A 13,248-nucleotide genomic window follows, 5' to 3' on the forward strand; every position below is an offset into this window, starting at 1 on the left:
AATCAATATTCAAAATCGCAACTAAGATCGGTAGTGCCGATGGGTGCGCCATCGGGGATGGTCAATTCCGCCGGGATGCTGAATTCTTCTTTTTGGTTGATGAAGTTATGGATTTTGTCGGCCAGGAATCTATGGAAATCTTCGTTTGTTGATTTTACATACAAGGATTTGGAAGCATCGATTTTAGTTTTTGAATCTTTGCTACCATACAAATAGGCGATTTCTTTGAGTTTGTTTCTACTGATGGCCTTGACAGAGGCTGTTGCTTTAGGGTCTTTTGACAGGTTGATGAGATGGTCTGTCAATTTGTTTTGAATCATCAGGTTGATTTCTCCCTTGTAGGTCCCGTCAAAATCACTTCCAAAAACCTGCTTGGTAGTCCTGTCCAAAACCTCTGTAAAAGAAGGCAAAGCATTGTCAAATAACTTTTGTTGGTGCAACCTGTTTGCCCTTCCTGCTTCAAACATAAACCCGAAAGTCATGTCAACAATATTTTCTCCGGGAGCTAAAGGATCAAAATTCAATCCGTTTCTGGAAGGGAATGTCTCCCTATTTCGGGAATAACCCATTGGACGGGGTGGAATCCTGTCTATGATTTGGTTGGGGACTGCCAATTGGATGGGTTGAATCGTGAATAACAGGGCATCCATAGCGGCATTTTGCTTTGAAGCTTCCAATCTGGATTGGACTCTTTGGTTGTCACCTTTTATCTTATAGGTATAATCCAACCCTCCCAAAAGCTTGCTTGTGGCTTCTATCTGATATCGGTGCATTAAAAACAGAGGTACAAGAACTTCTTCCATCAAGGCCTCAGGTTGGTTGTCTTCAATGGCATTCAGCCCAAAAGTCTCCAGTTTTTTGGACCGCATTTCCAACATTCTCATCAATTCAGCAGGAGCGGATTCGCCATTGTCCCAAAGATGGGAAGTAGGATGACTGCCGCTTGGATGTCTGGAGTCTGTATCTGAAATAAATGTGTGGCCCGCCGCATAGGTGTCTTCAAGCAGTTTTTTTAAATGTTCCTCCTCTGTTTTACCTTCAGGCACAGTCTCATAACCATACCTGACGGCCCATTTGTCCCAATCCCCGATTTTATCATCATAGGCATCACTCAGGTCGATATTACCATTTGCATCCATCTTGATCAGCGGATAGGGATAATCCATGACGGAAGCCCGATTGGTAGGAGAGGAGGCATAAGAATGTGCCAAGCCTATGGTATGTCCGATCTCATGCGCGGAAAGCTGTCGCAGTCTTGCCAAAGCCATTTCGAGCATTTCAGGATTTTTGGGTTTGCCATCTTCAAAGGGTTGCAATAAACCCTGGGCTATCAAATAATCCTGCCTGACTCTCAGGGAACCTAGGGATACATGACCTTTAAGGATTTCGCCTGTTCGGGGATCTCTTATGGATGAACCATAAGACCAACCCCTTGTTGAACGGTGTACCCATTGGATGACATTGTACCTCACATCCATTGGGTCCATGTCTTCCGGGGCCAATTCTACCCGATAGGCATTTTTGAATCCTGCGGCTTCAAATGCTTCGGCCCACCAGTTTCCCCCTTCCAACAATGCGGTGCGTACCGGTTCAGGTGTTCCCCTATCAAGGTAATATACGATGGGTTTGACAGGTTCTGAAACTGCCGCTTTTGGGTCTTTCTTTTCCAGCCTATGTCTTGAAATGAATTTCTTTTCCATTGGTCCACCAATGGGAGAAGTAAAGTCCATATAGCTGATATTGAAATATCCGGCCCTTGGGTCAAACTCCCTTGGCTGGTAACCATCGTCAGGAAGCTCGATAAAAGAATGTCTTTGTCTTACCGTAACGGATTCAGGTGATGGGGTAACTGACCGGATATGACCTCCTGCAGGGGTTCCGGTCACTGTCACAATCGCCTCTACCTCGGTATTTTTTGGAAAGTTTTTGGTCATGGGATAATGCAATGCACTCCTACTGGGTTCGGGCTTATACGTCCCTTGTTTGGTTCTTCCAAGAGTTTCTACAACCATGTGTGCATCCTGCATATAGAATGTGGTGGCATCAATCAGGTGTTTTCCTTCTTCTGAATTGCTGATTTCAAAACCCCATAATACAGATTCTGCAAAAGCATCCTGAACGGATTTGACCTCAGCGGGATTGTCACTATAAGCCCTAAAGTCATAATTCTTTTGCACCAACAATAATTTATTCCCTGCTTTTCTGAACTCGACGATTCTGGTTCTGCCAAGTTGGCCACGATCCAACCCAATGTCATTTGACCCTATTCCTGCCGGCATAGAATTGACATAGAGGAATTCATGGTTGAGTTTATCGATTTCCAGATAAATCTTTCCCTTGTCTTCATCAGTGTAAAATGTAATGAATCCTTCTTTTTTGGATAACTTACTTTTATCAATACTCTGGGAAAAAACCAGGTTAATGGAATAAAATACAAGGCAAAAGATCAATAGTAATGTTTTTTTCATGACAGGTGGTTTTGTTTCGAAGTTAAAAAAAAGGTGCGACAAGGCTTTACCGATAATGGAAATTATCTGTTGAATTGATACCGCAACTGAAAAACGGTTTCAGTCTGTCGGAATCCGTTGATTTGTTGAAGCCCTGTGCCGATGACTTCCCGGTCTGTAAAGATGGTTCTCGAAAACCGGGCCCAAACGCTCAATTTTGGACTCAGTCTATATTGCCCCAAAATATAATACCTCATCCCCTGACCGCTAAGGGCTGGAATGGAAAATTGCCAAAGCACATTCCTTTCATAGATAAATTGCCTGTTGTCCCAATCCTCTGTATCAAACAATGCCACTCTCGAGGAGATTCTCCATCTCTGAAAATCAACATTGACATCCTGACTGATGGCAAAACCTGTGGTCTTATTCCCATTAAAATTAAATGAACTAGCCATGACCCGGGATTTGATACTCCAATGCTTATCGATGCCATAATCCAAATTGAATACATAATTCCATTTATTTCCCTGACTGAGCAGATAGGAGGATTGAAAAGAGGGGTATTCACTGATGTTTCTGGCTTTGGATTCCTCCCTGATCTGGACAAAAAGCAGCAATTTTCTGGAAGGGGAATAGGCAAACCGGGTCAACCATTCATGCCCCGAGGAAGGTGCATACATCCTGTAGCGCAGCCAAGGAAACCTAAAATAGTCATAGTAAAATGACCAAGTGTACTTTTGGTTGGGCTTGAAGTTAAGGCCAAAATATAGCCCATGTTCGTTGATGGGCCTGGTGATTTCTGAAAAAGCATTTCCATAGAAGCTATGGAAGTTTCTGTCAAACCTCCTCCAAAGTACAGAAAATCCGAGTTTGGGATGTAAGGAGCTCATCATTCCCAGAATATTCCCCGAGCCTCCACTTTTTGAAACAGCAGATTCCCCGAAGAAAAAGTAATTCTGATAGTTGTATGCAAAATAAAAACTATGGACATGGTTCTCCTGTCCATAAAACTCAAATTGGTTGTAGATCTGAGGATTCCTGTTGAAGGATTGTCCGAATCTGGTGAAGAGTGAATTGACACCGAGTTGTAGACTTTTGTCGGGACTGTTGTAGTGGATATTCCCGCCAAGGTTGCTTTCCCGGATCCTGCTTTTGTTGGCAATTTCGGTTGGAGTCCGGTGGAGTCCATTGCTTTGAAGTGAGGTAATGATGGCTTCTTCTCTTTCCAGGGTGTCGATCAGAATACTCACATTCCCATCCCTTGGGGCATTTGATGCCATCAAGGTAACATTTATCGGCCCTGCCTGATAGGTGGTGGAGATACCTCTGAAAAACCCAAATTCAAGTGCTGCTGTGTATGGTCTTATTCCAATGGAACTTCTTCGGACCGTGGTGATGGTTTCCCCTCCTTTACCCACAGCGAATCCGGCACCGTACACCAAGCCCTGCCCAAATTGCATTTGAAAATCCCCTATTGAAATGGCTTTCCATTTCCCTTGATTGTAAAGGGTGGCATGGTAAGAGAAAAAGTTGAAACCATACCTTTTGGTAGCGGTATCCCAGATAAACTGCTCGCCCGGGTCTTTGTCAATGGTAAATCCAAAGCTGAAATCCTTGGTGTGCTGTACCCGAAACCTGCCATACAGGTTATTGGGGTCACCAAGGTACCTGCTACTAATCCTTCCGCCACTCAATGTGTCGGGCAGCGTGAAACCTCTTCTTGTTTCCCAGACCCGGCTATGTCTGAAGATAAAATAGGCATCCCTCGATTCCATGATCCTTTGGGAAAGCGGGCCATGGATTTTTTCACTGTCATCCAAAACCACAAAGGGCAACAGTTGGTATATCGTCTCCAGATCAAATTCGGGAATTGCCTGTAGTTCATATAAGGATAGGAGTTTGCCAAAGTTTTTCCGGTATTCAAAAAAACTGTTGATCTGGATAGGGCTCAAAATGTAAATTGATTTTAACTCTTCGGGATTGGTCTTATTGAGGTTGATGGGATTTAAAAAAACCTGGAGCAAACTTTCATACAGGTCTTCATAATTATCGTCTGTCCGCTGAATGCCAAACAATTCCTCAACAAAGTTCTCCATATTGATTTCCCCTTTTCTATAAGTCTGGGCTTTTCCTTGGAAGCAGAAAAAAATTACCAAAAAACCTATGGAGAAAAGGATTTTCATTTTTGGACAAATACATAATTGAAAGAAAAATGATGGAAATTTCCCAGGTTAGGATGTTGGGTCATGGCATAGTCAAGGTGGAAATTGCGGGGTTTGAATCCAATGCCGAAAAACAATTTCCCCGGATTGGTATTCATTCCTGCCCTGGCCCAGAACCTGTCCAAGAGGTTGTATTCGACCCCGGTTTTGATCAGAGGATCCAGCAGGATGTCTTTTTCGGCTTCAATGTTGACCATGACCTTTTCGGATGTGCGATAGGAGATACCTGTTTTTACCACTGTTGGTAATCTTTCCAGGGAGTTTTTCCCATATTTCGCCATGGTAATGTTGTACACATGCGCTCCAAAAAACAGTTCGGGAGTCAGTTCAGCCACCCCGCCAAACTCCAGCAATGGACTTGCGCCTCTACCAAATCCCTCGATGCTGGTCTGAAAATAACTGACTTTGACGCCCAAGCTTGTGATGCCCAATTGGTTTGAAAATCCGATCCCGATCTGGTTTTGGGAAAACAGTTCGGATCCAAAACTTGAGACTCCCAAACCAAATGCTGAATTCTCCCCCTTTATCACAGCACCTGCTGAAAGCGTGGTCAGTTCGTTCATATTCATCCTGTGGTCATAGGCAAAAGTGACCTGGGAGGAAGAAATATGGCTTAATGCCCCGATATTGTTAAAAATACTCCAAACATCCCCTAAAGTAGTATGTGCATTTCCGATGCCTACACTCCTTGCGCCTCTGGGCAGTGCCTCCAGTCCGGATTGGGCCAAAACCTCCACCTTTACAAGGACAGCATAAAATAGAAATATAAAAACAAGTCTTCCCATGGGTATAAAAAATATGATCCAACAAAAAGCCAACAGAATAAATTTAAAAAAGCCGGATTTCAGAAAAAAATTAAGGACCGATATTATCCGTTTAATTTCAAAGTAGGCTTTAAAAGTTTAATAATGTCCCTCTTTCCGCCGATGTTTGGGTCTCCCCTCATGGCCGATGTTTGTGTCTTCACAAACATCACCAGCCGGCCAGTGCTTGGAAACATCTTTTCTTGAGGGGATGGATATAAAATTTTTTAGGCTAAAGCCCTGAGAGAATAGGGTATTCTGTAATCGTCCAGCTAAAGCAGGACGCAATTGATGCAAGTCAGATAGCAAAGTTTTTATCCCAAAATCGGAGTTTTTATCAATAGGAATCAGCCCATTCACAAAGAAATAATAAAAGTTAATGGGCTTTAGCCAAAAGTAATTTTTTTCCCCGTCTTCCACTGAGTAATTAAAATTTACTTCTCCTTGTAATTTCGAACAAAGAGAGAAATTAATCCTCAAGTTATATCTGCTGTCAGGTAATTAGGTTGCACCCCTACTTGGTACTTTGTACATTATACTTGGTTCATCCTTCTCCCATCTCAAATCTCACCTCTCGCCTCTAAAAAATCTCAAAAAGGTGCCCTGAAATTAAAGAAAAATGCACCTTCATTTTGGTTGTTGAGGGAGTATTCAAATCTGAAAACCATGTCGTAGAGGGTGACCAGGTCGAGGCCCAGGCCATAGCCAAATAGGTATTGGTTGGTCAGTCTTAGATTTTCGGGAAGCTTGTTTTTGTCATTGACAAAGCCATGGTCAAAATTGCCACTGAGGTAAAGCTTAATGGGGAAATATGCAAATTCCTCAAAGGGAACATATTGACCAATATCATAACCAACATTGATCAGATTGAACCGGAGACTGTTTTTGTGGACAACGGTCTGCTGTCCCTCGACCACATTCAGTTCATAGCCCCGGATAAAAAACGGATTGTATCCAATACCCCTTACCATGGTAAATGGTTGTCTATCTCCTAAAAAGGTATTCAGGGAAAGTCCGGAAACAAAATGGAATTTTTCGTTGAACTTCAAGTACTTATTTGCATTGATGGTGAATTCCGTGTCCTGCACATTATCACTTCCAAAGAGTCCATACCTAGTCAAACCAATATTGAGCAATTGGCCTTGAGTGGCATATAGGACATTGTCCCTATTGTCATGCCTGAAATTGTACCCCATTACAAAATAATTCAGCTTGTTGCTACTATGCAGAAAATAATTGGGGTTTTGGGTAAAGACATCCTCATTGATCAATGTGTTGTTGAACCCCAAAGTCACTAAGTGGAAGTTGTAATAACTGCCCCTGTAAGTGTACCTTAGAAAAGCAGACCGGTTTCTTCGCAGTACATCTTCGTTTTCATTGGTGTAGAAAACCTGCCGGTTGTTTGCAGACCTGACCTGAATGGTTTTTTGGGTAAAATAGGTCAACTGTGCAGCGATGCCATGTTTTTGTTTTTTGTCAATGTAGGGGATACTATAGAGCATCTCAAAGGCTTTGACAAATCCCAATTGCCCACCGATACGCAATTTTTCATTTCTTCCCCCGACATTATTGTGCATGAGCCTTGCCCCATAATTCACCCGGGAGAAATCCCTGTTCTGATTGGTCCACCATTCTGCCAGGTTCCTATCCGCCAGATCGAAAATGATATTGGGCAAAATATACCAACGCTCTGTCACCGCTACCAAAAGTTCAATGTCTTCAGTTCCTGTAAAAAGTGGTGTGATCTCCACACTGTTGAAAAGCTGTAGGTTATATATTTTCTTTTGATCCGCCTCGATCATCATTAACAACTCCGCCCAATCATAGGTTACTCCTACCTGAAGGTCTATTTCACGCAGAATGATGTTTTTCTTTGTTTTCTCATTTCCTATTATAAAAATATGGTTGATTACAACTTTATCCGGAATCTCAATACTATCCAAAACAGCCTCCCCACTTTGTGCATGGGCCATGGGAGCTTGTGCTATGCCGAAGCATATCAAGTAAAAAAGAAGGCCATATAATCTGATGATTTTCAATGGATATGTTAATCTGTTTATAATTTGGAACTATTGAAGACCTAAATGCTTTATTTCAGAAATATCAGGACTTGAAAACATTAATCCGCAAAATCGCCATTTTCCCTGTTTTGGTATATCAATACCTCATTTCTCCATTGTTCCCTTCAAGCTGTAGGTACACACCCACCTGTAGTCAATATACGAAGGAAGCCATTTTAAAGTATGGGGTTTTTAAAGGAGGTTGGTTGGGAATAAAGAGGATTGCCAGTTGCAACCCTTGGGGAGGTCATGGACATGATCCCGTTCCTTAGGATTTTTCAGATTCTGGTTTAAATCCTTTTTTTAGCGCCAGACCCATTAAAACCAATCCCCCGATCACCAAAGGGATACTCAAAGCCTGACCCATATTGAAGGCCAATCCCTCCTCAAACTCCACTTGGTTTTCTTTGAGAAATTCCCAAATAAACCGCATTCCAAATACTGAGACTAGGAAAAATCCGAGAAACAAGCCATCGGGAAGCCGGGATTTATAACGGTTCCAGGTGAGATAGAGTATCAGAAAGATGATGAAATAGGAGATTGCCTCATAGATTTGTGTGGGATGCCTTACAACCCCTTGCGTATAAATTGTAGCCAGATAGTGGTCGCCCCTATCGCTTAAATCCATTTTCAATGGTGACGATGGGTCTTCTGAAAGGTATTTCTGGGAACTTTTGAAACGTGTCAGCACATATTTGACGTCCGTCTCCAAGGCCGTCCTCAAATCACTTTCACTATAGCCACCTTTTTCAATTTTGATTTCAAAATTGACAGGAACTATTCCGTTACCGTTAAGCTCTTCTTGTCTGTTGTCAGGTCTATATGCATTGACGGATTCTACCGGGATTCTGAGTGTCTCCAAAATTTCTTCCGCATCCCTTGCAAACACAAACCCACTGTCATTACCGGTCGGTTTGCCGCCGATCTCAGAATTCATGAGATTCCCTACTCTGATCATAGCACCTGTCATGGCCACCACAATCACAATCCTGTCCACTACCCATAGGTAGGTCTGTGTTGGGATTTTACGGGCATAAAGGTACAATGCAATCAAAATCGCAATGGCAGCGCCATGGGAAGCCAATCCACCTTCCCATACTTTCAGAATGTCTATCGGATTGCTCAGGTATTTTTCCGGTTCATAAAACAGCACATGGCCAAGTCTTGCCCCGATGATGGTTGCTATTACCATGTATATTGTCAGTCTGTCCACCAATCTTTCATCCTGACCTTCCTTGCGGTAGATGTAAATCATGATCTGCTGGGAAATGATAAATCCCAGAGCAAATAGGAGACTGTACCACCTTAGCCTTTCAAACCCTGGAAAAACAGCCGGGTCAGGACTCCAGACAACATAACTCAATATACTTTCAATAACCATCATACTGTGTTTTTATAAACAAGGTGGTGAAATTAACCTTTGTTCAGTAAGTATCCAATTCCTTTAATTCTTCCTGAAATCCTCCTGACAAAATCGGAAACCTGCACCAGGTTTTTGGATCAATATTGAATTCATCCAGATGAAAAGACGGTGCCAGTCTTTCTCTTTTCCACTGGTTTTGTGCCCAAAGTCTGAAGAATTTTTTGATATAAGATTTCAATAAAGCACTATCTACGTCCAATTCTTCTTTTAGGATCAAAAATATATCCAAAGGAGATCGCCTGTCCCTGATGGCCAGTCTTTCTATTTCCACAATGAGGGCATAGGGCATCAGGTCGTTTTCATCGGTCTGTTGGTTTTCCGCCGGTCTCAATTCGGCTGTGGGCTGTAGGCTGTTTACTTTTTTCAGTCCGGTATAGTTCAGTTCTTTTTCTGCCCATTTCAACCATTGCAGTACAAAGTATTTGTCCACAGCGGCGATAGGGGAAATACTTCCACTCGTATCCCCGTCCATGGTAGTGTAGCCTACATCGCCTTCGCTTCGGTTTGAAGTACTCAGCAGGAGGGCATTTTTAACATTGGCCAGCATCCAGATGATTGGTGACCGGGTCCTCGCCTGAATATTCTGGAGTGCAATGTCATCTGTTTTCCAGGTCATTCTTCGGCCCAGGGCCTTTTCAATCTTTTCGGTGTAAGATTTTACTTCATCGCCGATTTCCCAATTCAGGAATACTGCACCAATATTTTCGGATAGCAACTTGGCGCTCTGAAAAGTGGCAAAAGATGAATTCTCCGAAGACTGATAAGCAGTGGTGAATATCTGTCCTACGATCTCTTTGACAGGGTTGTTGGTTTGGGGAATATAGTTCAATCCCAGTTTTTTCAGAAAAACAGTAACACCCAGTTCCTCAATACCCCTTCTGACCATCTCTGAAACCAACACGGCAATGGTGGAGGAATCTGCACCACCGCTCAATGAAAGCACAAAACCCTTGACTTTGCTTTTCCTCAAGTAGTCGAACAGCCCCAAAGCAGAGGCTTTGACAAACTCCTCATTTTTATCATGGCTGCTTTCAACCTCCTGATTGGATACGTTTCCTTTTTGATAATCAAAAGTCCTGACCTGGAAATCTTCAAAGGAAAGCAGTTCATTTTTAAGTAACAATTTACCTTCATGCGCTACCATGATTTCACCATCGAAAATCATTCTTCCGGTTTCATTTCCCAATAAATTGACGTAGATATAGGTGGCGCTGAGTTCAACTGAACTTTCTTTTACCAGTTCTTCTCTCAGGATACTTTTTCCCATGGCAAAATGACTCGCACTGGGATTGAAAATTAGATCCATATTCCGGTCTTTCAACCTATATCCGGGCCGGTGTGAACCCCTCCAAGCATCTTCACAGATTTCAAAACCATAGGAGACATTGTTCTTTTCAAAAACCAGGTCACCCAATTGGACACTTTGACCAAAAAAATCTATGTCAATCACTTTGCCATGTTCCCAAGGGGTAAACCACCGAAACTCATAATGGACCCCATCAATGGCCATAAATTGTTTGGCCACAAAACCCTTCAATGATGCATCCTCAATGATGGCCATGCAGTTGTAAACATTTGAATCTATCCTGACAGGAACTCCCACAGCCACCGAAATGCCTGTGCAAAAAGGAATGAGTTCATTAAGTTTCTGAAGTGCTTTTTTGGGATACCAGTAACTCAGAAACAGGTCTTCGCTGCCATATCCGGTGATGGATAATTCCGGGAAACATAGCAGGTCTATTTGCTGTTTTTGGGCTGAAGTGATTGCTTCAAGGATATGGTCTAAATTTCCTGCCCAGTCGAGCGGTGTTTGATTGACTGTAGCACAAGCTATTTTTAAAGTTGACATGTATTGGTTCCAAAAAGATAAAACTCCGATTTCAAAGATACTGTTCTAAATGGCTATTTTGAGAATTTCGCAGGCATTTTTAGCAGCTTCCTGTTCTGCTTTCTTTTTGGTAGCACCTTTGCCAGTGGCAACCACCTCATTGTTGATATATAGGTCCACAGCAAACTCCTTGAACCGCTGTGAACCGCTTACAGAAACTGTCCTGAAATCCACCTCCACGCTTTCCTTTTGGGACCATTCTATCACTTTACTTTTGAAGTTTGAGGTAGTCCGGATAATGCTGTCCAGGTCAAAATGGATGATAATTCTTTTAAGAATAAACTTTTTACAAAAATGATATCCCCTGTCCAAATATACCGCACCTACCATTGCTTCCAATGCATCGCCATAGAGTGATTTATGAGCGCTTAAATTTCTTCCCTTGTATTCTTCCTCAATAATTTTAGAAAGTCCGACTTTTATGGCGATTTGGTTCAGGGCTTCCCTGTTTACCATCCGGCTTCTGGTTTCGGTGAGGAATCCCTCATCTCTATATGGGAATTTGATAAAAAGAAACTCCGCCACAACTGCGCCCAATATGGCATCACCAAGATACTCCAACCGCTCATTGGAGATTTTCATACCATTGATAGAATCCTCAGATGCGGAAGCATGTTTGATGGCAAGTTGGTATAAAACCAAATTAAAAGGCTTGCTGCCTACCATGTGTTTGATGGAGGCAGCAAGCCTTTTTTCATATTTTGAATAAAACAGGGACCTAAGCCGGAGTAATCTGGAAAGTTTCAATTTACTCACTGATTTTTTTGAAAATGACAGAACAGTTATGTCCACCAAATCCAAAAGTATTGCTTAATGCGGCCCTGACTTCTCTTTTTTGAGCTTTATTGAAAGTCAGATTTAATCTTTTATCAAATTCCTCGTCATCCGTAAAGTGGTTGATGGTAGGAGGGATAAGGTTGTTTTTAACAGCAAGTATGGAAGCTATTGCTTCAACTGCACCGGCTGCACCCAGCAAATGTCCCGTCATCGATTTGGTGCTGCTGATGTTGAGGTTGAAGGCATGTTCACCAAAAACTTTCTGAATGGCCTTTATTTCACTGACATCACCCAATGGTGTGGAAGTACCGTGCACATTGACATAATCAATGTCTTCAGGCTTCATTCCTGCGTCCTCAAGTGTCTGCAACATCACATTGGTTGCACCTTCACCTTCAGGATGTGGGGCTGTGATATGATATGCATCAGCAGTCATTCCACCGCCCACCAATTCAGCATAGATGTTTGCGCCCCGGGCCTTAGCATGTTCATATTCTTCAAGAATAAGGATACCTGCGCCTTCTCCTAAAACAAACCCATCACGGTCTTTGTCAAAAGGCCTTGATGCTGTTTCCGGAGAATCATTTCTTTGGGACAGTGCTTTAAGGGCATTGAACCCGCCAACTCCGGCCTCTACCACCGCCGCTTCCGAACCGCCACTGACAAAAATGTCAGCTTTGCCCAAACGGATATAATTGAATGCATCAATGATAGAATTTGTAGCTGAAGCGCAAGCTGAAACGGTTACAAAGTTTGGTCCTTTAAATCCGTATTTGATGGAAATGAAACCAGCGCTGATATCTGCAATCATTTTAGGAATGAAAAATGGATTATACCTTGGAGTACCATCCCCCAAAGCAAACCCTGATACTTCATCCTGAAAAGATTTTAATCCTCCGATTCCGGCGCCTAGGATGACACCTACTCTTGAGAGATTTATTTTTTCGAGATCCAATCCTGAATCCTGAATGGCTTCATCAGCGGCAATCAAAGCATATTGGGCAAAAGGATCCATTTTCCTTGCCTCTTTTCTATCTATAAATTGGTCTATATCCAATCCTTTGACTTCACAGGCAAATTGCGTCTTAAAAAGCGAGGCATCGAATTTAGTAATAGGTGCAGCACCACTTACACCCTTTGAAAGACCTTCCCAAAATTCAGGAACAGTATTTCCAATCGGTGTAAGGGCACCAAGACCTGTTACTACAACTCTTCTTAAATTCATAAATGAATTTTAGTGATTTATTATTTAACGTTGGCTTCCAGATAGCTGATAGCCTGACCTACAGTGCCGATTTGCTCAGCCTGATCATCCGGAATAGAAATGTTGAATTCTTTTTCGAATTCCATAATGAGCTCAACTGTATCCAGTGAGTCTGCACCAAGATCATTAGTGAAGCTTGCTTCAGGAGTTACTTCAGATTCTTCTACGCCTAACTTATCTACGATAATGGCTTTTACTTTTTGTGCAATTTCAGACATTTTTTGATCAGTTTAATTTAAAACACTTCGCAAAGAAATATATTTAAAACCTTATTGCCAAAAAAATATGGTACCTAAATCAATATAATATGGGAGAACCTTGAAGTTGGGAGATTATTTTTACCTTTGTTTGACTCAATTCTTCC

At 42.2% G+C, this 13,248-nt stretch carries 10 protein-coding genes; 1 reads left to right on the forward strand and 9 read right to left on the reverse strand.

The features are described 5' to 3' along the window. Positions 1 to 2: 2 nt before the first annotated feature. The 4 genes from ACEW8O_RS22560 to ACEW8O_RS22575 form a co-directional block, all read right to left on the reverse strand. Positions 3 to 2,468 (reverse strand): zinc-dependent metalloprotease, encoded by a 2,466-nt coding sequence (locus ACEW8O_RS22560; RefSeq protein ID WP_373496891.1) that lies wholly within the window; start codon positions 2,466 to 2,468, stop codon positions 3 to 5. A gap of 62 nt (positions 2,469 to 2,530) precedes the next feature. After that, on the reverse strand, positions 2,531 to 4,630 hold the full coding sequence (locus ACEW8O_RS22565) for a helix-hairpin-helix domain-containing protein (RefSeq protein ID WP_373496892.1): 2,100 nt from the start codon (positions 4,628 to 4,630) through the stop codon (positions 2,531 to 2,533). Next, a complete protein-coding gene (locus ACEW8O_RS22570) occupies positions 4,627 to 5,454 on the reverse strand; it encodes a hypothetical protein (protein WP_373496893.1) in 828 nt (275 codons plus the stop codon). The genes ACEW8O_RS22565 and ACEW8O_RS22570 overlap by 4 nt, the downstream gene beginning before the upstream one ends. A 608-nt stretch (positions 5,455 to 6,062) precedes the next feature. Next, the gene (locus ACEW8O_RS22575; protein ID WP_373496899.1) at positions 6,063 to 7,445 is read right to left on the reverse strand and encodes a BamA/TamA family outer membrane protein; all 1,383 of its coding nucleotides are present in this window, start codon (positions 7,443 to 7,445) and stop codon (positions 6,063 to 6,065) included. 137 nt (positions 7,446 to 7,582) lie between these two features. Here ACEW8O_RS22575 and yidD point away from each other — a divergent pair, with 137 nt between their 5' ends. After that, complete coding sequence (gene yidD / locus ACEW8O_RS22580) at positions 7,583 to 7,804, forward strand: membrane protein insertion efficiency factor YidD (protein WP_373496894.1); 222 nt, start codon at positions 7,583 to 7,585, stop codon at positions 7,802 to 7,804. On the opposite strand, the gene ACEW8O_RS22585 is transcribed toward yidD, so the two are convergent. Genes ACEW8O_RS22585 through ACEW8O_RS22605 form a run of 5 tightly spaced genes read right to left on the reverse strand, consistent with a single transcriptional unit; the run spans position 7,801 to position 13,102 of the window. Beyond that, positions 7,801 to 8,916 carry a prolipoprotein diacylglyceryl transferase gene (locus tag ACEW8O_RS22585; protein ID WP_373496895.1) on the reverse strand — a complete coding sequence of 372 codons (1,116 nt, stop codon included), beginning with the start codon at positions 8,914 to 8,916 and terminating at the stop codon, positions 7,801 to 7,803. The two genes, yidD and ACEW8O_RS22585, sit on opposite strands and share 4 nt — an antisense overlap. Before the next feature lie 40 nt (positions 8,917 to 8,956). After that, a complete protein-coding gene (nadE, locus tag ACEW8O_RS22590) occupies positions 8,957 to 10,804 on the reverse strand; it encodes an NAD(+) synthase (RefSeq protein ID WP_373496896.1) in 1,848 nt (615 codons plus the stop codon). Between the two features lie 45 nt (positions 10,805 to 10,849). Further along, positions 10,850 to 11,590 (reverse strand): ribonuclease III, encoded by a 741-nt coding sequence (gene rnc / locus ACEW8O_RS22595; protein WP_373496900.1) that lies wholly within the window; start codon positions 11,588 to 11,590, stop codon positions 10,850 to 10,852. Between the two features lies 1 nt (position 11,591). Next, complete coding sequence (gene fabF / locus ACEW8O_RS22600; protein ID WP_373496897.1) at positions 11,592 to 12,845, reverse strand: beta-ketoacyl-ACP synthase II; 1,254 nt, start codon at positions 12,843 to 12,845, stop codon at positions 11,592 to 11,594. A 20-nt stretch (positions 12,846 to 12,865) separates the two neighbouring features. Next, positions 12,866 to 13,102, reverse strand: a complete 237-nt coding sequence (locus ACEW8O_RS22605; protein WP_008629501.1) for an acyl carrier protein — start codon at positions 13,100 to 13,102, stop codon at positions 12,866 to 12,868. Positions 13,103 to 13,248 lie beyond the last annotated feature (146 nt).

It is taken from the genome of Aquiflexum sp., assembly GCF_041749095.1.
Taxonomy (GTDB): Bacteria; Bacteroidota; Bacteroidia; order Cytophagales; family Cyclobacteriaceae; genus Aquiflexum.